Below are 21,605 nucleotides of genomic sequence, written 5' to 3' on the forward strand. Positions count from 1 at the left end.
TTCGTCGATATTGATGATCGGCGGTGGCATTCAGGAAAGATTTCCGCCTCTGGCGGCAAAAGCGGGACGAGCAATATTCCTACGGCGTCAGATCGCTCTGCTCGCGCTTGAGCAAGGTAGCGTCGCGCGACTCCTGCTTGGCGTGAAACAGCAAAGGGCATTCAATCACGATGCAGCTTTACGTGCTGTCGGGCTCAACGCCACGTGGATCGAGCCCAACGCCGCCGTTGGCAACCGCGACGCGAATTATGACGCCGGGCCACATGCGGCGGTGGCTGCAAGGGTACCGAGCCTCTCCCGCACTTTCGACCCCATCGCCGAAGTGCGACTACTCCAGGACGCCGAAGCCGGTCTTATCGCCAGCGGGCCAGCCAAACTCTCACCTTCCTAAACGGCAGCCGCTAAGGTGAGCCGTCGAAAGCCGACATTCAGGTTAACGTCAGCTGGCCGTGTTAGGGCTCGCTTATTCAAGGCGGTACCGGCGCTTGCCGAAGCTAAGAAGGGTTGGCATGCCCTTTGCCGTGCTTGATGTGCGGCAACACGGTGAGAGCTCCGCTGAAGCAAGCGAGAGGGAGCAATGCCCTCGAGACCGTGTCCGATTTTGACTGGAAAATATTCCGCGACAAAAGAGACGAAAGGTGTGGAATGACTTTGGACACCAAGATGGAACTGCGTATGGGGTCCCCGGCTCCTGCGCTGAAAGTGGAGAACTGGCTGCGTGGCGAGCCCCTCACGAGCCTTCGGCCCGGCAAGGTCTACCTCGTTGAATTTTGGGCGACTTGGTGCCGACCATGTGTCCACGCCATGCCCCATTTGATCGAACTGCAGGAGAAATATAAAGACAGCGGATTTGAGATTATCGGAGTCGCAGCTTGCGAAAAGGCTGCAACCGCGGACGAAGCGCGGACCAACGTGGATGCCTGGCTGACCGAGAAGTTCCCGAATCTGAATTATCGGACAGCGTTCGATTGCACTGGCGAAATGAAAAAGCTCTGGCTGGAACCCAGCTCTTCGTTCGGGATTCCCACCTCGTTCGTGGTCGACCGCGACGGCCACATCGCTTATATCGGCCACCCGGCACCTCTCGATGACGTTTTGCCGAAAGTCCTTAACGGCAGCTGGCGCAGCAGCTATGAAGCGAAAGCCGTCGATGCAAAGCGAATCTCGCGTGTGCGCGAATCGTCGCTGAGTCAGCCGATATACGCCAAACTTGGGCCGGCGATGCAGGACGAGGATTGGGCAGCGGCACTATTGGCCATCGAAGAAGGCCTCGCCGTGATGCCAGACTCTTTTGATTTTCGGCGGGTTCATGCGGATATTCTGCTTCACAAGCTGCGCGACATCAAAACCGGCTTGCCGCTTATGCGCGAATTGGTCGAGGACGCGATCAACAAAAAGTTCGAAGCGATGTCTTGGGTGGTGATGGCGCTGAACCAACTCTTCCATCCCACGATCGACAACTCCCATCTTCCGCATGATGATCGCTTTGCGATGGGCAAGGAGCTCTCCGAACAGATCCTGGAACTTAATCCTCCGCAAGGCGATGGAGACTTTAAATTCGGGTGTTACTTTCCGGTCGCTCAGTATTATTACGAGAGCGGCAACAAGGACCGGGCGATCGAGTTGATCGAGGTGGCAATCAAATCGCTGGACCATTCGGAGCCAGTGCCGGACCAAACCAAACAGCGCTACCTCACCTCGTTGCTCCAAGCCCTGGCCAACTACACGGGTGAGCCTGCCTGTCACGCGGGTCTCTGTGTGGCTCCGCAAAACAAGACTTCCGAAACTCAAAACGCTGTCACTTCCTGAGCAAGGATCGCGAAGGGCATGACAATTGGAATTGAACACCGGCAAATCCGCCCGCCCAGGCGCACTTCGCAGCAATAACGTCGATGCCGCAAAAGTGCGCGGCTTGCGGCAGGTGGAATTTCCATTGCGTTTACCTCGGGTCGAACCGCGGCGCAGGCGTTCGCGCCGCGGTGAAAGGTCTCGCATTGGTGGACGTGCTCGAGGTCGGCCACGGGACACTGTTGCGTGGGATCGGCTCGCCCAAGCCATTCCCCGCCCACGCAAGCGCCCGAACCACACATCGCAGAAAAAGAGATCGTCCTTCAAGAGGAGTACTGAAATTGGGGAAAAGCGAAATTCCTCATGAACCGGTTGGCCCTGCTGTCCACGGGGACGACGAGGCCCTTGCTTCCCCGTTCGTCAAATGCCTCCTGCGGCTCATTCGTACTCAGGATTCCTTCGGCTTATGGGAAGGCCATTCGGATGCCGAGCTGCTGGCCGAGTTCATCATCACCAAGCAACAGCAACGTGCGGTACCCTTTGGCGGCGATCCCGATCCTGACGCGCTGTGGAGGCTCGACATGTTTTACACCGCCGTAGCGCTTGCGATCGAGGAGCGCTCCGGCGTGTCGACGTCGCCGATAATAGAAATGAAACCCGTGGGGGCTTCCAGCGGTTGGGCGTTCTGTCGAGACGTCCACCGGTTCGGCTTCGAGACTTTCCGCAAACTTGCTGAGGCCGGTACGAAACTGGTCGACGATGCGACTGCAGCCATTGAAGCCTAGCCCGAGATGGAGCGCATCAAGAAACCATTGTTCCAGGAAGGATCTATGTCAGACCTAGATAGGATGAGGAAAAAAGTCTGAAAGCTCCAGTTGCGTGCAGCTATTGCCAAGATGGCATTGCAGGACCTCGTCGAGGGTCTGCCGGGCAAGTGGGCCGACATACAGGAAGTCGCCGAGAAAACCCAAGCCGTTTATGCCGAGTTGGATGTTGCCAAGAGAGAACTCGCTTCAATGAAGAATTTAGGATGATGCGCACATTCACCACCCGTGACGGCTCCATTTGGATGCCGTCGTACCTGACCTCCATCGATAGCAAGACCTGCATCGGCTGCTGCCGTTGTTTCAAGGTCTGCTCGCGCGATGTCATGCATCTTCACGGCGTTGATGATGCGGGTGAAATCCTCGGCCCCTGCGATGACGAGGACGACGATTTCGACGGCAAGCTCAATCGCATGATCATGGTTGTCGATGATGCCGGCCGCTGCATAGGCTGCGGAGCCTGCGGCCGCGTCTGCCCCAAGAACTGCCAGACGCATGTTGCGGCCGACGAGCTCGCAACATGATCTGGCGAAAACCAGGAGAACGGCGTTGCACTTCATCTTTTTGTCGGCTCGTGGGGCTGGTCCTGTGCAGCAATGCGTCGATGGTTTACTTCGCTTTGGATTCGATCCGTGTGGCAGTCGTCACGACGCTGGCCTGTTCGCTGCTGCTTCAGGCCTGCTATTTCGGCTGCGTGCTCTTTTTCGCGGACGTCGATGATCTGTAGAACTGTTCATTCGCTCCGCAGAGGGCCGGCGAATCCAATCTCTTCCTAAGCCCGTTGGCCGTAATCGAAAGACACGGGGCCGGCGAGTTCGTGCTCAGCTGCCACTGTGCTAGCAAGGGAACGGAATCCAATCCCGGAGCAGATGGCCAGAGTTGAGCGAAGACTGCGGTCGGAGCTCCTGCGCTTCCGGGTCTCCAAGGGGACGACTTTGCGAACCGAAGGGACTTTGAACCGTTGACGTGGCCAGCGTGCGGTAGGTTGGGCCAGCGACAGGGATCCCGGCCGGCCGGGAAGCACCGCCCTCTCAATGTGCGTTGACTTCGCTTCCTTTGGCGAAATGTGGGTAACGGCGAGGGCCGCACTCTTCCCGGGCCGTCGACATTCCCGCCCTTTTGGTGCGTGCGCCGTTAGGCGCGACAATTCGGTGCCCGCGTGTAACTGCGCGCATTCGCCGAAGCTTAGACGTGGTGCATTCCCGCTCGCCCGTTTGGCGGACAGTTCCGGCCGTGCTGGTTTTGCCGCCTAACGCCCGCCGCTCGTCACTGCCACACCCCTCTCCGGCAACGGCTCGGCGCATCGCGCAAGCCGGTTTAGCGATCAGGCCAGGCCCTTCGCGAGTTCCAACGCCTGCCGTTCGAAGAGGCGGCGGTAAATGCCACCATCGAGATTGATCAGGGCGGCATGATCGCCGTCCTCCATGATGCGGCCACGGTCGAAGACGAGCAGCCGATCGAGCGAGCGGACCGTCGACAGCCGGTGTGCGATGACGAGTGTGGTTCGGCCCACCATCAACCGATCCACCGCTTGTTGAATGAGCACCTCGGATTCCGAATCGAGGCTCGATGTGGCCTCGTCCAGAATAAGGATCGGCGCGTTCGCGAGGAAGGCGCGCGCGATCGCCACGCGCTGGCGCTCGCCGCCGGAGAGCTTCAAACCCCTTTCGCCGACCAATGTCCCATAGCCCTTCGGCAGGGGCGCGATGAATTCGTGGGCACTTGCCAGTCGTGCCGCTTGCTCGATCTCGGCCTGGCTCGCGCCAGGCCGGCCATAGGCGATGTTCTCGGCAAGCGACCTGTGAAACAGGATCGGCTCCTGCTGCACGATCGCGATCTGCGAACGAAGGGACTCTTGGGTCACCTCCGAGACGTCCTGACCGTCTATCAGGATCCGGCCGCCGCTCAGGTCGTAGAGTCTCTGGATCAGCTTCACGAATGTTGTCTTGCCGGAACCGGAGGGTCCAACCAACCCAACCCTTTCGCCAGCTTCAATCGACAGCGAACATTCGCTATAGAGCGGCAGGGGATGGTTGGCGTAGCGGAAGTGGACGTTCTCGAAATCGATACGGCCGTTCGTGATCCGGATCGGCTTGGCCTCTGGACGATCGGCAACATCCACCTGCTGATTGTGGATGGCCACCAGTTCTTCCATATCATTAACCGAGTGCTGCACGTTGCGGACATGCATGCCGGCATCACGCAGATAGCCCTGCAGGACGATGAAGGACGTGAGAACATATGCTATCTCGCCCGGCGTTGCCTGTCCATGCGACCACAGAAGCAGGGCATATCCGACCACCGCCACCCTGAGCGCAACCAAAGTTACGCCTTGGGTTGAGCCGATGATCGTTCCGCGCACCCAGCTCCGGCGCGCGCGGTGCCGCCATTTCGTCATGATATTTGCAAGCCGCTCGTCTTCGCGAACCTCTGCGCCGAAGCCCTTGACCACAGCGTTGCAACTGACCGCGTCCGCAAGCGCGCCGCTGAGCCTTGTGTCCCATCGGTTGGCAAGGCTCGCCGCTGGCGCGACATAGCCGAGCGACAGCGAAATCGAAAACGCAAGGTAGACGAGAGAGCCGCAAGCAAAGATCACGCCCATGACCGGCCAGTGCCAGCCGAGCAGCACCGTCGAGCCGATCAAGATGACAAACGACGGGAGCAGCGTGACGAGTATCGTGCTGTTGAGGAGGTCGAGCGCCCACATGCCGCGCGTTATCTTGCGCACTGTCGAGCCGGCGAAGCTGTTTGCATGCCAGTCTGTCGAAAAGCGCTGCACATGATGGAACGCTTCGGTCGCGACGTCGGAAATCATTTTCAACACCAGGTCGCTCAGGCCAATGAAGGCGACGTGGCGCATGGCAATGCCACCGAGTGCCAATGCAATCGGTACAGAGAATGCTGCAACAGCTGAATCCGAAGCTGGTGCTGCCGCATTAGCAGCACGAGAAACAGCGTCGATGAGTCGGCCAGAATAGAGCGGCATCAACACGTCAGCCAGCGTGGAGGCGAGCATCGCGGTCATGATGATCGCGAGCCGGGCCGGCTGCCTGTTCCAGAGGCGAACAGTGAAGGCGAAAACGTCGCGACAAGTGGCGCCGCGCCCATGGACGGGGAAACGTCTCATAGTTTCCAAGCGGGCGCATCAACACGCTCGGTCCCAAAGACGATAAAAGACAAAACTGGAATTTCGACCTCCCCCATAACAGCATCAATTTTGGCGGGCAGCTCTTGCCGCCTCACGACGGTGAGTTCAAAAGTCGTGCCAACTGAGCGGGAACATCCGAAGGACAAATTCAGCAGGTTACCGAGCCTGGAGAAAGTCAGCCGCCATCCAGTCGATACGATTGCTACGGCTGCTCAACTCGGGAGATTGGAAAAGAAGGTCGATGTATCGATTGAATTTTGAGCTTGTTCTTGCCTCGATCAAATAAGTACAGTTGCAATGCAGCTTTCTCAGGCCCGGCACTTAGGTGCTGATTTCAAAAGCGCGCCGCGAATACTTTCCTGCCCATATTCCGTCAATCGAATGCTCGACTGTCGGATTGTGCGCTCCCCGACACAGTGCTGTCGGTTCGCCTCCTGGGTACCTCCCCCGTCGATTGACGACCTGAAGGAGAAGCTTCGCTCGCAAGCTGGCACGACTCTTGAGGGTACTCCAGGTGGCGGAAGGAACTCCGGCTCGAGTCCCGTTGACTTCGGATGTTGCGAGGCTGGGTTGGAGCAAACTGTGCACCAATGAGAACGCAATGAAGGAGACATCATGGAACTCCGGCGGATTGCGGTGGAGTTAGACCTATTCCTCAAGATGACTGATGATGTCGCTCAATCCGAACAGTTGTTCGAACTGTTGTCTGCGTTTGCGCTGAATTTCGATTGCCCGTGGATTGCCTATGGGCCGCTCGCATCAGAGAGGGCTTTCAAGCCGAACCGGGAGGGTTCTGTGGTGATGTGGAATTATCCTGCTGAATGGCAGGAGCGCTACTCGAGAATGGGCTATGCCAAAATAGACCCCCTCATCAAGAAAGGTCGAAAGGAGGCGGGACCCTTTCGATGGAGCGAGGTGTATACTGATGAAAACATAACTGAAGATGGACGCCGCGTCTTGGACGAAGCAGCAACATTCGGCTTGAGGTCAGGCGTTACCGTCCCATTACATGGCCCTGGTGGCAGCTTTAGGTTTGTGAGTTTTGCTCAATCCTCGGACTGCGAATTGCAGAATAGAGCGATCACCTACCTGCAAATGGCCGCGCTGCGGTTTCATCGGATGGTTACGAAGTTCGACACTACGACTGCGTCGGAACGAGCTCATAACCTGTCTCCGAGAGAAATAGAGTGCATTGATTTGGTGTCACAAGGAAAATCATCTTGGGAAATAGGAACTATTTTAGGCAGATCACGAAATACGATAGATTTCCATTTAAAAAATGTAATGCGGAAGTTGGATGCGACCAGCAGAACGGTAGCTGTTGTAAAAGCTTTGAACCTTGGGATTATCCAACCGCCGTAGGTGCGCAGCTAGTTCTCCGCCCGTAGTAGCGCGCGTGATAGCCGAGACGCTCCGGCGTGCGCTCGCTCTTCGAAGCACCCAGCGCCTCGTCCATCTCGGCCTCGAGCACCTCCTGCATCACGGCGCGAATCACCTCGTGCAATCCATCCGGCTTCGAAAGCAAAATGTCGTTGACGCTGCTACGGCGGATTTATCTTCAGGCTTGGTCCTGGTGGCGATGCTGAGTTCGCTTCGCTGAGATTGGGCGGTCATGACAGGGTGGTGTTCAATGTCACCGATTCCTGGAAGAAATTACCATCCGTATTAAGCGACTGACGATGAGTGATGTGTGTCCAAAATCTGACAGCTGTCAGAAAACATTTCGGGTTCAATACAGCGGAGCGTCTTAGCCCTGTCGGGCTTTTCGAAGCCTATCTCGCAGTAACTGCGCGCCAGGCGCACTAGCTCGGCCTTTGCTGGTCGATGTGCGGCAATATAGTGTGAGGGCTGACCCGCATGAGAACACGGAACTCGCTCGATGAAGGATGATCGACGGCATCCAGAAAGCTTCTCTCCGGCGGGTTCGAGGGTGCTGCGCGCGCATCTCGGCGACGGGCCAGCGACCAACGGTTGAGGCTACATCTCCGGAGCGAGTGATGCCTCGAAAGATGCAATGCTGTCTCTGGTCCGACGCGCTGGAAGTTTGTGAAGGGTCGGCCCGGCAAATCGGTGAACCGGGCGGCTTAGGCTGCCAAAAAGGGTAGATGTCTGCGTTGCCTCGGTAGATCAGCAGGCGGTATCAGAAAGCCAAAGGCACACGCACACCATCGTGGCGCTTCGCAGGAAGTAGATGGGAGTAATCACCAGTGATTTTACCGGAACTTCGCTCAGCAAACACAGCCGGCAGGGTTTTGGAGATAACGACGACCACGGGATGCGTCGTAGGATGTTCATATTGTCCCCAGGACAAGTTCGCGGTCCGGCAAAGAAAAGTGTCTCATGCGAGTCATCTGGATCTTGAAGATTTCAAGCGGTGTCTGGCCCGCGTACCGACTTCCGTCGACATTGGTTTTGCGGGATACTCCGAACCTTGGCTCAATCCGGACTGTACCGAAATGGTGGAGCACGCCTTCGCCAAAGGCCATGGCATCAGGATTTTTACGACGCTGGTGGGAATGAACGGGCAGGACCTGCAGCGATTGCAAGCCTTGCGCTTGGGCGTATTCGTGGTCCATGTTTTCGATGACGGCACCTACATGAACAGCCGCCTGGTCGGAGACAAGTATCGCGATCTGGTTCGTCAACTCGTCGACGCGGACATCCCCTTGATCCGATTCGTGGCCTTGGGCGAGCCCCACCCAGATATAGCCGACATTATTCCTACCGAAGCCCTGATAAAAGCGCGGCCGGTGAGCAGTAGGGGTGGAAGCGTCGACCCTAAGATCGTTGCACCACGTCAGCCAGTGGTCGGAGCCCTAACCTGCGTGGACGCACGACAGTATCGGAATGTTCTTCTTCCAAACGGCGACGTTACCCTGTGCTCTATGGATTTTGAACGGCGTCACGTATTGGGCAACCTTCTATATGAGGGTTACTCCGCTCTGTTTGAAAAGCCAGTTTTTCGCGAAATCGTCGACCGCATGAATGGAGCAGATGGTTTTCTGCTTTGCAGGATGTGTGAATTCGCCGACCCAAACGACCGGACCTGAGTGCATGCCGGCCGAGAGGGCGTGCCTGGCAGTGCGGATGGCCCCACGACAGATGCACCTGCCCGCGACGCCATCGTGTTTTCACGTTACGCCAGTATGTTCCTGTAGGCGCGGCAGTGGGCCTCGAGCATTTCGGAGACGAGCTCATCGAAAGGTCTTCGCCTTCCAACCGAGCTTGTCGGCCTGCCTAGCTTGAGGTAACGCCGATCACAGGTCAACCATCGGTCGGATGGAAACAGTGTTAGTCGATCCCGATCAGAGCTTGATTGCTTACTCACGGCTCACCTCGTCAACGCCTTCACCCTCCCGGACGATCTCCTTTTCGACTCGCCTGAAGGCAGCAGCCCAGCTGCGGCCGGGGATGGTTGCCGTCGCGGTAGTGGACGTTCTCGAAACCGATGCGGCCCTTCGCCAGCGCGTCTCCCGGTTGCTTCCGCCTGGCCTACGAACGGGCTTTCCGTCAAGGGGGTCCACGGCGGCCCCGCCCTCTTGATCCGGCGGCTCGGGCCAGTCATCGCGCAAGAGATCGGAATCCGCATTCTTCTCAAAGAGAGCGTGGCTTTCGCTGTGTCATCGGTCATCAAATAGTTTCTTGAATCAGGTTGGTGTCCGCAGCCCGAGGTTGAACGGCGAATATTGATGACCGCCGCGAAGCCGCTCGCTCGCTACGGCGCTATTGAGGAGCGCGCTCGCGAGCGGCTTCGCTACCGCCGAGCGACACAACCTCTGGCGACGCGACCCTGCTGATCTCCTTGGACTCATTCATTTGTCCGGAGCGCTATGGGCAGCGAAGGGTGGGTACGTCAACTACCTGATGCCATAGTAGCGATGCTTTCGCGGAAGCTTTAGAAGCCATCCTGTTGCAGCACATTCGAAAGCATCCGAATGGAGGGCAACGCAACCCAACAATATTTGATGAGGATGCCGGCATCACCAGACCAAACCCAGACCAAACAAAGCTGCCTCCGGCATTCTGCTTCAACGTTAAGCGACGAACATCTGCCGCAAACCACTAGCCATTAAACAGCTCTCTTCTTTGAAAGACTATGTGCAGAGGACTTGATATGGACACCGACGCTTTCACGGCTCATGAATCTAACGTTCGTCGTTATTGCCGGGCGTTCCCCACCGTCTTTACGAAGGCCCTTGGGGCGACGATCTGGGACGAGACGGGTAAGCCCTTTATCGATTTCCTGGTGGGTTCCGGCGCACTCAACTACGGGCACAACAATCCGGATATTATGGCGCCAGCGATTGAATATCTCGTCGGTGAGAACATTCTTCTGTCGCTTGATATGCATACGGCGGCAAAGCGTGACTTCATTGAAGGGTTCGTCGATTGGATCCTGAAACCCAGAGGCCTTTCGTACAAGATTCAGTTTCCCGGGCCGACCGGCACGAACGCCAACGAAGCGGCGCTGGCGCTGGCGCGAAAATACACCGGCCGCTCGAGCGTCATGGCCTTTACGAATGCGTTCCACGGCATGTCGCTCGGCTCTCTAGCGGTGTCGGGCTCGGCCTCAACCAGGGAACTGGGAGGCGTCGCTCGCCACGATGTGATCCGTGTTCCCTATGACGGCTATCCGAGCCAAGCTTTCGATTCCGCCAGTTACATCGACAGCGTTTTGAGCGACCCGGGGAGCGGCATAGAAAAGCCTGCCGCAATCATTCTGGAGACCATCCAGGCCGAAGGCGGCATGAACGCCGCATCCGCAGCTTGGCTCACGGAAATTCAGCGCATTTGCCGTACGCACGGCATTGTTTTTATCGTCGACGATATTCAGGCGGGTGCGGGCCGAACTGGCGATTTCTTCTCATTCGAGTCCGCGAAAATCGAACCGGATATTGTGTGTCTTTCCAAGTCCCTAAGCGGTTCAGGTAGTCCGTTGTCCATCGTTCTGATTCGACCCGACTTGGACATATGGAAGCCCGGAGAACATAGCGGGACCTTCAGAGGCAACAATTTCGCCTTCGTGACGGCAGGAGCCATGTGCAAGATGTGGTCGGATAGGAAATTTACTGCAGGTGTCGAGCGGACAGCCGTCAGGCTGCAAACGCACCTCGATCGCCTGGTTGCGAAATTTCCAAGATACATCGAACAGAAGCGCGGCCGCGGTCTGATGGCCGGCCTGAAATGCCGTTCACCGGCAGTTGTCGGCCGCGTGCACGATGTCGCATTCGAAAATGGCCTTCTTATCGAATCCTCGGGGCCAAATCGCGACGTTATCAAAGTCCTCCCACCGATAACCATCACCGATGCCGAACTCGATCGTGGCATCACCATCCTTGAACACGCACTACAGGAGCAAGACAATGCCTAGTCAGATATCTCAAGTGCCAGCCATCTCGCCGGTTTCGATCAAAGAACGGACCGGGTCGATCAACACGGCGGAGATCATCTCGGTCCTGAAAGGTGAGCTCACCGCTCTGCACATCAAGCAAGCTTTCAGCACCGAAGTAGCCGAGGAGATCACTACGAACTTTATTGGAAGCTCTGGTCTCAGAGAGCGTAAAGATGGTGTGCCCGGACAATATGTCGGCGCATCTCACTACAGGAAGGATGCAGCCACCTATTTCGCAGACGCCGAAAACGCGCGGCCGTACGTCGATGCCCTTTTTAAGAATTTGGTTGACCCGGTTCGAGCAGTATTCAGGGCGTTGAAGCGAGAGCTTCACAACCAGGGAATCGAATTGCGGCTAGCCCGTTCCGAACACGGCCAGGCCAATGTTTGTCGCGGCCTCAGTTGGTCGGGCACAGGCACATTTTCCTTGGATCCCCACGACGACGTCGCTCAAGTCTTACGTGCTGGCGATGATTACGAGCTTTCTGCGGTGGCGCACAATACGGTCGCAGCGCTCAACCTCTATCCCAGCATGCCTGAGGAAGGCGGCAATCTGAAGCTCTGGAGCCACAAGCCGACGGTTGCGGACCGGATATCGCAAGGTGTGGAGACCACTGGATATCCCTATTCGGCAGCCTATCTGGAAGCCGTCCCTTGCCGCGAGTTCGAGCTCAAAACCGGGGATATCGCCCTAATCGATGGCGGCTTCGTTCACGGGGTTACCGGTCAATTAGGCGACGGAAAGCGTCGCCTAGTGCTGAATTGCTTTTTCGGATTTGCGCGGCCTGATCTTGTTCTCTGGTGGACGTGACGTTGGACCTCGCAGCGATCGACTGGCTTGGGCCGTGAGTTGGCGTGGCCAGGCGTGTGACTGCTCATGCTGCCGTCATACAAGCCGAACCTCGAACCGATTGAAATGGCCTTCGCCAGACAGTTTGGGCTGATGCCTTTGCAGGCTACAATTCAGGACTCGCCCTATGAAGAAGCAGTTTACTCCTACAAACGATGTAAGCCTCGCGATCTTTGATCGTCTTGAGTCTGAGGTGCGGAGCTACGTCCGTGCGTTCCCAGTTCTGTTCGATCGAGGCGTCGGCACTGCCCTCATAGCTACAGACGGTCGGGAATACATCGACTTCTTGGGAGGCGCGGGAGCCTTGAATTACGGGCACAACAACCCAGCCTTCACGCGGGCGTTGTTGGACTACATTGCGCGCGACGGAATTGTGCACGGGCTCGACCTTGCTACGACCGCCAAGAAGGCCTTCATCGAAGCTTTTGAGCAGTTTATTTTGAAGCCCCGCGGTCTGTCTTATAAATTGCAATTTACTGGCCCCACAGGTACGAACGCGGTCGAGGCGGCTCTGAAGCTAGCTCGCCAAGTGACCGGCAGGTCAAACATCGTTTCGTTTACGAACTCGTTTCACGGAGTCAGCGCTGGGGCGTTGGCGGCAACCGGAAACACGAAGTTCCGAGATGCTGTCGGCTTTCCCCTCGCGCACGTGACATCGTTGCCGTACGAGGGCTATCTCGGCGCTTCAGACACGATCGAGTATTTCGAGAAGCTTCTCGATGATCCTAGCAGTGGTCTCGGCAAACCCGCTGCGGTGATCCTAGAAGCAGTGCAGGGCGAAGGCGGTGTCAATGCTGCTACCGTTGAATGGCTGCAACGGCTGCGTGATCTGACCTCTCGGCACGAGATCCTGATGATCCTCGATGATATTCAGGCTGGTGTCGGTCGCACAGGGAAATTCTTCAGTTTCGAGGCGGCTGAGATCGTGCCGGACATCGTTACCCTGTCAAAGTCGTTGTCTGCAATTGGAACGCCTATGGCCCTTGTCCTCATGAAGCCTGAACTTGATGTCTGGACGCCGGGTGCGCACACCGGCACGTTCAGGGGCAACAACTATGCTTTCGTCACTGCTCGTGCGGCCCTTGAGACTTACTGGTCCGACTCCAAGTTTGAAGATGAGATTGCTCGCAAATCAGCCATCTTGGCTCAAGAACTCAAGTCGATCGCAGACGACTTCCCCAGCCTTGCTCTGAATGTCCGAGGCCGCGGCTTGATGTATGGACTCGTATCACCAAAGCACCACTCATTGCCGGGGCTCATTTCCCGGGAAGCTTTTCGTCGCGGCTTGGTGATCGAGATCGCTGGCTCGTATGGTGAGGTGCTCAAGTTCATGACAGCCCTTACCATAACCGAGGCTGAACTGCGCCGTGGTCTGTCGATCGTACGCGACAGCATTGGCGCGGTGCAGGACAGCATTTCAGCGGAGTAGGCATTCACTCAGTCCCCCCTACCCAGTCTGGGCTTATCAAGCAAAGGAAATTCCGCTTTAGACGTATGCGATTGTATGGAGACGGACAGCAAAAATGGACACTCGGAGAGCTCAAACAATGGACACCGACCGCTTGACGTGATCGAACGACAGTACGGCATGTGCAAATCAATACACACTTCTTGCTCGTTGCAAGATGAAGGACGACGTCCAGGGCCGGTGAAACCGGTATTCTAATATATTATATAAGTAAGATGGTAATATTGCTGGTTTATCACGAGCGAAGACGAACGGTACACAACACATTAGAAATTAACTTGTATAAGAGGTCCGGTATTTCTTATCCTTTCTGATGAAAAATAGAACGGATTTTGTGCGACGTCGAAGTTTGGCGAGACGAGTGTAAGGCGCGTTCGCGAACCTTACACCGTTACGTTCTGAAGGAGTTGAGATCGTGAGTGATATGACAGCCCGAGACGATGAGATAAGCCTAGCCGAACGCGTAACGCAGCATTTGAAACCGCATTTATGGGCAAAGGCCAACCGGCTCCTTATCCGTAAAGCAATCAGCGAATTTGCACACGAGTTGCTAATTGCTCCTCGACTCCAGCGAATGGAAGGCGACTGGGGGAAGTATGTGCTGGAAAGCGAGACCCCTGGGTTGGAGTATTGGTTCCAGGCTCGGCGCCTCCTGCTAGATCACTGGCAAGTGGACGCCGGCTCTCTGGAGAAAAGGATTGAGGGCAGGCCGGCCCCCCTGGATGCGCTTGATTTTGTTATTGAGTTCAGCCGCCATCTTGGCATAAAGGAAGAGATGATGCCGGTTTACCTGCAGGAGATCAGCAGCACGCTGTATGGCAGCGCGTACAAGCAGGCCAAAACAGAGATATCCGCCGCAGAACTGGCTTTTGCCGATTACCAGATCGTTGAGGCTGGCATGACGGAGGGCCACCCGACCTTTATCGCGAATAACGGTCGCATTGGCTTTGACGCGCTCGACTATAGTCGCTATGCGCCGGAGGTGGGCAGTTCGATAAGACTCATATGGCTGGCCGTCCATAAAGAAATGGCAACGTTTAAGTCCATTTCAACGCTCGACTACGACCTTCTCATGCACGAGGAACTCGGTCGACAGGCGCTGGAACAGTTCGACGCAGCGTTGCGTCAAAAGGGACTAAACTCGACCGATTACATCTATATGCCAGCGCATCCTTGGCAATGGTTCAATCGGCTCTCAACTATCTTCGCGGCGGATATCGCCAACCGGCACATTGTCTGCCTAGGCCAGGGGAAGGACATATATCATGCCCAGCAATCGATCCGCACACTTTTCAATATAAGCGATCCGCATAAACGGTACGTGAAAACGGCGCTGTCGATACTTAACATGGGGTTTATGCGCGGCTTGTCACCGACACACATGCTGGCGACGCCCGCCATCAACGAATGGTTGAAGAATTTGCTCGACAGTGACTCCTATTTAGCCGCCAACGGCTTCAGCATCCTTCGCGAGGTCGCGACGATTGGCTATCGCAATCGTTGTTTCAACACCGCCCTCAAGAAGGACTCCCCTTACAAGCAGATGCTTTCTGCGCTGTGGAGGGAAAGCCCCCTTCGGCAGTTGAAAGAAGGGGAACGTCTGATGACAATGGCGTCGCTGCTTCATGTCGATTACAATGGTGAAGCACTCGTGACAGCCCTCATCAATGCCTCGGGGTTAGACGCCGCCGCTTGGCTACGCCGCTATTTTGAATCTTATCTGGCGCCGCTTCTCCACTGCTTTTATGCTTACGATCTAGCGTTTATGGCACATGGAGAAAATATAATTCTAGTTATGAAAGATCACGCTCCGACGCGAGTTATCATGAAAGACATTGGCGAGGAGCTTCGTATTCTAGGCGGAGATCTCAACGTGCCGGAGGAGATTAAGAGGATCTGCATTCAAGTAAATCGCGACATGAAGCACGACTTCATTTTCACCGACGTTTTCGACTGCTTCTTTCGTTACTTGGCTGTAACACTCGAAGAACATCTTGATTTTCCGTCGACACACTTCTGGCAGCTCGTAAGCGAGTCCATCCTTGGCTACCAGACGAAACATCCGGAATATGACGAAAAATACAGGCAGCATGACCTATTCGCTCCAGAATTTCTGCGACGATGTATGAATCGACTGCAGATACAAAAAAACCAGCAAATGGTGGACTTCGGTGATCCGGGAGAATACCTGCACACCGTCGGCACGCTGAAGAACCCACTGGCGGGCATTCGCAAAGTGACCAGTGCAGGTTAAGCTTGAAGGAGGCGCGTATTTTAAATGAACAATGTAGTTAGCCGGTTTTGGGCCAATACCATACCCCCCCCTTGGGGTAAGCAACCCCTTGCGTAAACGCCGCCGCAGCATGTTGCGCGTATCAGGCGCCCGCTCACCAGCGCGTCGCCTGCTTCCATTCTGAAAGGAGGCGCCTAATTTTTTTATCGCCTTCGGGCCGGCTTTCCAGGTGCCGTCAACACTGACACGGTTAGGCGCCCAAAGCTTGATTTGTGTAGACCTCGCTACCTTAAGCATAAACCTCGTCGAACGCCTTCAATCAAGCACTGCGGCCTTGACGCTCATGCTAGGAGATCATGGCCGCGTTGGAGGTAAGTGCGGCTCTAACTTATGGCTAGAAGGGAGCTTCTCATGTACATTCTAGAAACGCCGCGCCTAATCCTAAGGCCACCGTCGCATAGCGACGAGCTTCTTCTACATGAGCTTCATAGCGATCCATTTGTGGTAAATGCCATGTGGGATGGAGTCTATCCGACCCGAGAGCAATCGAAAGCTAAACTACAACAGTTCATCCATCATTGGCAGAGCAATGGTTTCGGCTTATGGATGGTGTTCGTAAAAGGCGAAGGCCAAGTCGGAAAATTCGCAGGCTACTGTGGATTGATGTACAGTGGCCCGTATCTGCCCGAAGATCCCACTAATGTGGAAACCGTATCGTGCCTCCACCTTGCGTCTTCCGGTAAGGGGATCGCCGCAGAGGCCGGCAGGGCAGCGATCCAGTTTGCTTTCGAGAACCTAACGCTCGAGAAGGTCACTTCATTCATTCGCCCAACGAACACGCGTTCGCTTCGGAAAGCACCGAAAGTAGGCCTTCGCTATGTAAGAGACCGGGTCTACAATAACGTAGTTATGCGATATTTTGAAGTGACAGTCTTGACTGCTGTAAAAATCGAAAAAGTCGTCGTTATCTCTTGTTAGTATCATTGTTTCTCGGAAGACGGTGATGCAAGAAACCGTAGGCGAGCGCTGCTCTCGCCCTACGAACTTGCAATCATTCACACCGACGCACCGGCGTGTCCGGAGATGCATGTGCCCTGGAATTGAGAGCTTGTCGGTTCAGAGATAGTTCAGATGGGTCGCTCGGTCTCGCTTCGGGCATGCCCTCGACCGATTTGGCGATCAAATCGCTCCGTTACAGACGGCATGATGTGGAGCTGCCGCGCCGTAAGTGACCATATCTCAGGCGGTAGGAGGAGCGCTTTGCTGAAGAAGCCCATCACACTTGGTACCTTGATGGGGAGTTGCGTGGTTTTCGATTATATCGTCGTGGGTGGTGGCTCCTCTGGATGCGTGATGGCGAGCAGGCTCTCCGCCTATGGCGCTCGCGTGCTGCTCATTGAAGCTGGCCCTGATACGCCGCCGAATGCCATTCCTGACGACATCCAGGATGGCGACCCAACGCGTGCTTACCTTAATCCCGGTTATCGATGGCAGTCACTCCACGCGACAACGGTGCGAGGTGGCCGCAAGCCTGTCCATTACGAACAGGCGCGCGTCATGGGTGGCGGCTCCAGCATCAATGCCCAAGTCGCCAACCGCGGCGGGCCCGGAGATTACGATGAGTGGGCCTCAAGCGGTGCAACGGGCTGGGGTTGGGAAGACGTGCTGCCCTACTTCCGTCGTCTAGAATGCGATTTGGATTTCGGCGGGGAATTTCATGGCACGAACGGCCCCTTGCCAATCAAACGTGTGCGCCAATCAGACTGGTCGGGCTTCATCCGGGCAATCTCCGATGCTTACGATGCTTTGGGGCTTCATTTCAGGCCAGACTTCAATGGTGCATTCGGTGATGGCTATTCAGTTGTCCCATTGACCAACCGCAATGGTCATCGGGTCTCCTCCGCGATGGCGTACTTACCCGAAACCGTCCGCTCTCGCCGCAATCTAACGATTTTATCCGAAACGACAGTTGCGCGGCTGACCTTTTTGGGAACAACGGTAACGGGGGTCGAGACGGAGAACAAATCGGGCGTGCAATCGTATAGCGCTTCTTGCGTTATCCTGTGCGCAGGAGCACTCCATTCACCCGCCATATTGATGCGCTCCGGGATCGGCCCCGCGAAGGAATTAGTACAATTCGGAATCCCTATCGTTGCAGATTTGAAAGGTGTGGGCCAGAATCTTCAGGAACACCCCACGATTTGCGTTTCGGCCTATTTGAAGCCGGCCGATCGCTTGTCACCCGGCGTGAGCGAATATATTCAGATGCACGCCCGCTACTCGTCGGGTTACGAAGGCTGCCCGTCGACCGATATGGCAATATCGACTGTTGCCAAATCATCCTGGCACCCGCTGGGGAGGCGCCTCGGCACTCTCGCCGTGTGGGTCAATCGCAGCTACTCGACGGGAACTGTGGCGCTCAAGGGTAGTTCGCATAAAATAGAGCCGGAGGTCGATTTCAACTGGTTGAGCGACAAGCGGGACGCCGAGCGCCTCAAGCAGGGCTTTCGCTTCATAGTCCGCCTGCTGCAGCAAGATTCTCTGTCCTCTGTGGCGCTGGACCCGTTTCCGTCAGCGTTGAATGCGCGAGCGAAGCTGGTGAGCAAGGTCACAAGCACAAACTATGCACTCACGTCATTTCTGGCGCTGCTCATGGACGCGTCGCCGCGGCTGCGCCGTGGGCTGATTAGGCGCGTCATAACGGATGGGGATAGCATTTCCGATCTCGTCAACGACGAGAAACATCTGGATCGGTATATTCGCCAGAACGTCATCCCAAGTTGGCATCCGACGTCGACCTGCAGGATGGGGGCAGCCGCGGATCCTGGCGCTGTGACCGATCCGTCGGGACGCGTTCATGGTATTTTGGGTTTGAGGATCGCCGACGCTTCCGTCATGCCATTTTGCCCTCGGGCGAACACAAACATTCCGACGATTATGGTGGCTGAGAAATTGGCCGACACAACCTTGAGAGACGGCAGACGGAGCTAAATCGCTGCCTGCTTTGCTGCTCGGCTAGTCGTCTCGTCGAGACGGCGGATAACGTCGACAAGCGCTTCCTCAGCTCATGTGCTCCTTGGTGCCGCCAGGCAGAACGCCGAACCCGATGTAGATGGCTTTTTTGCGAACGAAGTCTTCGTCCCTGAGCTTGACCGCTCGACCCGGATAGCGTCGAAAAAGACTATGGGATAGGAAAATTTCGAGCGGTCGGTTTCTGCCATTCGGCCATCGTCCGGGACGGCGTGTGTGATGGACGAGCTCAGGTAGCTGGCGATACCTCGCGTCATAGAGCTCTTCGAGATGGCCGATCCTGCCATGAAACCCGGAGGTCGGCGCTGGTCTGGATTGAGCCTGGAAGTCATAAAGCAATTCAGAATTGTAAATCGCTCTTAGTATCTTGGCCGTGATAATGTTAAACTAACCGCGACGGATGTAACAATATATACAACTATATTAACATACAAATCGTTGTTATCTTCACCAGGAAGCGCTAGAGATCAATTGCTAAGACGGAATCACCGCCCAGCCATCGGCTTAGCCTTAGAATGGGACATCATGTCGACTTTCGTTATTATTGGAAGAGACGGCGCGTTGCCCACATCCAAGGAACTGTCGACTTTGAGAGCCGCGGCAAACACTAATCAACTTAAGCGCCCAAAAAGGGGATTGACTATGACCACGCTGCCGAAAATTTCACTTTCGAAATTGAGAGACGATGCAACGCGACGTGACGAGCGCCAGCGCCTGCAAATGGCATGCCAGGAATACGGGTTCTTCTACCTTGTCGAGCACGGCATCCCCGGGGAACAGATCGCGCAAGCCATTGAGGCTTCCCGGCGATTCTTCGCATTGCCACAGTCGGTTAAGGAACGCTACGGGCACGCCTTTCAGGACGTGTACCCCACTGCCGCCCGTGGATACAGTCCTTTACACGGCGAAATGCTACATCCTGAGGCCGGCTTCGATCCAAAGGAGGTATTCGACCTCGGAATTGAGAACGAAGGCGACCGGCGTCCGTTCTCCGGCCGCACGCGCCTTCCGGATGAAGCCTTGGCTCCTGGCTTCGCAAGAAACCTGCTTGCTTTGCAGGCTACCGTGCTCGCCGGGATTGTCCCCCAGATCGGGGATGCGCTGGCGGACCTGATAGGTATGGAAGAGGCATGGTTCCAACGCCATTTCAGCACGCCGACGCTTGGGCAACGCGTGATACGGTATCCAGCTCGCGGCGGCACTTGCGCAAAGCACACGGATCATGGCTTCTTCACGCTGCTGCTGCAAGAGGAACTCCCCCTGCGTTCCTTGCAGGTGTGGTTCCGCGGTCGATGGATGCCGGTGCCGAGCCTGCCCGATAGTCTCGTAGTCAATCTGGGCGACCTCCTTCAGGTCTTGAGCGACGGCCGCTTCAAGAGTACGCCCCACCAGGTCGTGCATAGTGGTCCGACTGATCGAATTTCGCTGCCCTTCTTTATTTATCCCGAGATCGACGCTCGCCTGACTTCGCGACAAGGGCAGCAAGTTAGTGTTGTAGAAATGATGCTGCGCAACGTTGAGTCAATATGGGTGACTGGGAATGGCGCCGGACGCGCGCGCGAACTGCAATGATTGTCTGCTTTTCTAAAGCATGCGCAATTATGGCGCCGACGCGGTGCAGATCTCCGTGGTAAGCTGGAAGAACTCTCGCATCCGCTAGATTGTCCCGCCGTCGCGCGTGTAGCGCGGCGGTCGGAAGCCCGCTTCGGGATGAATGCACCTATGGTGTCAGATTGTTTGCATCGTGTGGTCGCAGGGAAAGATCGCACTAGATCTGCACCGCTGTCGCAAACGTGCTGCGGGAAAACCTGAGGGAACTTGATCCCATGATAACGCTCGCCCAACTCGCGCTTGACGTATCGCGAACCGAGCTCCCGGGAACCAGTTCCAGCGCGACCACGACGCCGTCACAGGCGGAAAGATCTTATAACACCCGGCGGTCGCGTGCTGCACGTCTTGCGGGCCGGTGGCAGTTATCGCAAGCCGTCAACCTTTCAGGCCGAACACCTCGCGCCCTGGAGCCCATTCTCAGCCGGAGCCCGCCCCTCATGGAGATTCGTCTCGCAGGCACTGCCGACCGCGATGCATGGCGGTCCCTTTGGTACGCATATTGCGCCGACCAAGGTCTCAATTCATCAGAACAGGCGACAGATAGGATCTGGCGGCGCATCGAGCGCCCAGACGAACCGATTAACGCGCTGATCGCGGTCTCAGCAACTGGCGTTACCATAGGTTTTGCTACCTTTGTCATTCACCCGTATACTCTTAGCGATCGTCCGGTCTGTTTTCTCGCAGATCTCTATGTCGACGAGTCTTCGCGGCGCCAGGGGATTGGCCAAGCCATGCTCACGAATCTGGCCTCCTACGGTCGCGACCAAGGCTGGCTGAGAATCTATTGGAATACGGACAGATCAAATTATCATGCGCGGGCGCTCTATGACAAGATCGGTAAATTGAGTCCATACCTTACCTACTACTATGACCTGTAGACTTGCTCTGAGGTCGTAACGAAAGCGCATTGACCTGCCCCAGTCTTTTAAACAGTGGCGAGTAGACTAGAGGTGCAGCCATTTATGTTGCGCACATGGGCTTGCAGCGGAATGTATTTTCGGCGCGATGATCCATTGATCAGGCAAGGACCGTGTTCGAGGTAAACTCCGTGCGGTGGTCTGCGACGATCATGCCGGGCTTGCCGCGCTGGGCGATCAGGTCGTCAGTTCGCGAGCAACGCGGCGACCAGAGATCTGTGTCCGGAATCGCGTAAGGCATTCGCGCGTCACGTCGTCGACGAGTTGATCGGCCGCAGGAGAACTGGTCGTACAGCGACCAGCGTGCGTTCGGCTTCGCCTCGACACGGATCGGCCCCGCATGC

Annotated in this window: 18 protein-coding genes and 3 pseudogenes; 17 read left to right on the forward strand and 4 right to left on the reverse strand. The window is 56.2% G+C overall.

Going from position 1 to position 21,605, the window contains the following annotated elements:
- The first annotated feature begins 13 nt into the window (after positions 1-13).
- The 6 genes from EN932_RS00970 (at position 14) to EN932_RS00995 (ending at position 3,339) form a co-directional block, all read left to right on the forward strand.
- Positions 14-391 carry a hypothetical protein gene (locus tag EN932_RS00970; protein WP_024505270.1) on the forward strand — a complete coding sequence of 126 codons (378 nt, stop codon included), beginning with the start codon at positions 14-16 and terminating at the stop codon, positions 389-391.
- Positions 392-663: 272 nt separating this feature from the next.
- On the forward strand, positions 664-1,809 hold the full coding sequence (locus tag EN932_RS00975; RefSeq protein WP_063170388.1) for a TlpA disulfide reductase family protein: 1,146 nt from the start codon (positions 664-666) through the stop codon (positions 1,807-1,809).
- A 320-nt stretch (positions 1,810-2,129) separates the two neighbouring features.
- Positions 2,130-2,573: a DUF269 domain-containing protein gene (locus EN932_RS00980; protein WP_245483244.1), complete on the forward strand. Its 444-nt coding sequence runs from the start codon at positions 2,130-2,132 to the stop codon at positions 2,571-2,573.
- A gap of 90 nt (positions 2,574-2,663) precedes the next feature.
- The gene (locus tag EN932_RS00985) at positions 2,664-2,822 is read left to right on the forward strand and encodes a CCE_0567 family metalloprotein (RefSeq protein WP_224571204.1); all 159 of its coding nucleotides are present in this window, start codon (positions 2,664-2,666) and stop codon (positions 2,820-2,822) included.
- Positions 2,819-3,136 carry a ferredoxin III, nif-specific gene (fdxB, locus tag EN932_RS00990; protein ID WP_174800308.1) on the forward strand — a complete coding sequence of 106 codons (318 nt, stop codon included), beginning with the start codon at positions 2,819-2,821 and terminating at the stop codon, positions 3,134-3,136. The genes EN932_RS00985 and fdxB overlap by 4 nt, the downstream gene beginning before the upstream one ends.
- Positions 3,133-3,339: an exopolysaccharide production repressor protein gene (locus EN932_RS00995; RefSeq protein ID WP_082826584.1), complete on the forward strand. Its 207-nt coding sequence runs from the start codon at positions 3,133-3,135 to the stop codon at positions 3,337-3,339. The genes fdxB and EN932_RS00995 overlap by 4 nt, the downstream gene beginning before the upstream one ends.
- 597 nt (positions 3,340-3,936) lie before the next feature.
- Here EN932_RS00995 and EN932_RS01000 read toward each other — a convergent pair.
- Positions 3,937-5,739: an ABC transporter ATP-binding protein gene (locus EN932_RS01000; protein ID WP_063169366.1), complete on the reverse strand. Its 1,803-nt coding sequence runs from the start codon at positions 5,737-5,739 to the stop codon at positions 3,937-3,939.
- On the opposite strand from EN932_RS01000, the gene EN932_RS37850 reads away from it, so the two are divergent.
- Positions 5,719-6,021: a hypothetical protein gene (locus EN932_RS37850; protein ID WP_127262113.1), complete on the forward strand. Its 303-nt coding sequence runs from the start codon at positions 5,719-5,721 to the stop codon at positions 6,019-6,021. The two genes, EN932_RS01000 and EN932_RS37850, sit on opposite strands and share 21 nt — an antisense overlap.
- A gap of 354 nt (positions 6,022-6,375) precedes the next feature.
- Positions 6,376-7,122, forward strand: coding sequence for a LuxR family transcriptional regulator (locus EN932_RS01005; RefSeq protein ID WP_063169365.1), 747 nt, complete (start codon positions 6,376-6,378; stop codon positions 7,120-7,122).
- Positions 7,123-7,138: 16 nt separating this feature from the next.
- Here the strand turns inward: EN932_RS01005 and EN932_RS01010 are convergent.
- A pseudogene (locus tag EN932_RS01010) lies at positions 7,139-7,374 on the reverse strand (transposase); the annotation flags it as partial.
- Between the two features lie 719 nt (positions 7,375-8,093).
- On the opposite strand from EN932_RS01010, the gene EN932_RS01015 reads away from it, so the two are divergent.
- From EN932_RS01015 to EN932_RS01045, 7 genes are all read left to right on the forward strand, one after another.
- Complete coding sequence (locus EN932_RS01015; RefSeq protein ID WP_224571099.1) at positions 8,094-8,810, forward strand: SPASM domain-containing protein; 717 nt, start codon at positions 8,094-8,096, stop codon at positions 8,808-8,810.
- 1,064 nt (positions 8,811-9,874) lie between these two features.
- Entirely contained in the window at positions 9,875-11,131 is a 1,257-nt protein-coding gene (gene ectB / locus EN932_RS01020) for a diaminobutyrate--2-oxoglutarate transaminase (protein ID WP_063169362.1), read from the forward strand.
- Positions 11,124-11,963 carry a hypothetical protein gene (locus tag EN932_RS01025; protein WP_063169361.1) on the forward strand — a complete coding sequence of 280 codons (840 nt, stop codon included), beginning with the start codon at positions 11,124-11,126 and terminating at the stop codon, positions 11,961-11,963. The genes ectB (EN932_RS01020) and EN932_RS01025 overlap by 8 nt, the downstream gene beginning before the upstream one ends.
- 166 nt (positions 11,964-12,129) lie before the next feature.
- The gene (gene ectB / locus EN932_RS01030) at positions 12,130-13,431 is read left to right on the forward strand and encodes a diaminobutyrate--2-oxoglutarate transaminase (RefSeq protein WP_063169360.1); all 1,302 of its coding nucleotides are present in this window, start codon (positions 12,130-12,132) and stop codon (positions 13,429-13,431) included.
- 463 nt (positions 13,432-13,894) lie between these two features.
- Positions 13,895-15,724, forward strand: coding sequence for an IucA/IucC family siderophore biosynthesis protein (locus tag EN932_RS01035; protein WP_063169359.1), 1,830 nt, complete (start codon positions 13,895-13,897; stop codon positions 15,722-15,724).
- 390 nt (positions 15,725-16,114) lie between these two features.
- Positions 16,115-16,681: a GNAT family N-acetyltransferase gene (locus EN932_RS01040; RefSeq protein WP_158515808.1), complete on the forward strand. Its 567-nt coding sequence runs from the start codon at positions 16,115-16,117 to the stop codon at positions 16,679-16,681.
- A 282-nt stretch (positions 16,682-16,963) separates the two neighbouring features.
- Complete coding sequence (locus tag EN932_RS01045) at positions 16,964-18,694, forward strand: GMC family oxidoreductase N-terminal domain-containing protein (RefSeq protein ID WP_224571100.1); 1,731 nt, start codon at positions 16,964-16,966, stop codon at positions 18,692-18,694.
- An 81-nt stretch (positions 18,695-18,775) separates the two neighbouring features.
- On the opposite strand, the pseudogene EN932_RS38655 reads toward EN932_RS01045, so the two are convergent.
- Positions 18,776-18,919 (reverse strand): annotated as a pseudogene (locus tag EN932_RS38655) (transposase); the annotation flags it as partial.
- Between the two features lie 456 nt (positions 18,920-19,375).
- Here EN932_RS38655 and EN932_RS01050 point away from each other — a divergent pair.
- A complete protein-coding gene (locus EN932_RS01050) occupies positions 19,376-20,305 on the forward strand; it encodes a 2-oxoglutarate and iron-dependent oxygenase domain-containing protein (RefSeq protein ID WP_063170383.1) in 930 nt (309 codons plus the stop codon).
- Positions 20,306-20,781: 476 nt separating this feature from the next.
- The gene (locus EN932_RS01055) at positions 20,782-21,222 is read left to right on the forward strand and encodes a GNAT family N-acetyltransferase (protein WP_158515807.1); all 441 of its coding nucleotides are present in this window, start codon (positions 20,782-20,784) and stop codon (positions 21,220-21,222) included.
- Between the two features lie 142 nt (positions 21,223-21,364).
- Here EN932_RS01055 and EN932_RS01060 read toward each other — a convergent pair.
- Positions 21,365-21,595, reverse strand: a pseudogene (locus EN932_RS01060) (IS3 family transposase); the annotation flags it as partial.
- Between the last annotated feature and the right edge of the window lie 10 nt (positions 21,596-21,605).

The organism is Mesorhizobium sp. M7A.F.Ca.US.002.01.1.1, from assembly GCF_004022955.1.
GTDB lineage: Bacteria > Pseudomonadota > Alphaproteobacteria > Rhizobiales > Rhizobiaceae > Mesorhizobium > Mesorhizobium ciceri.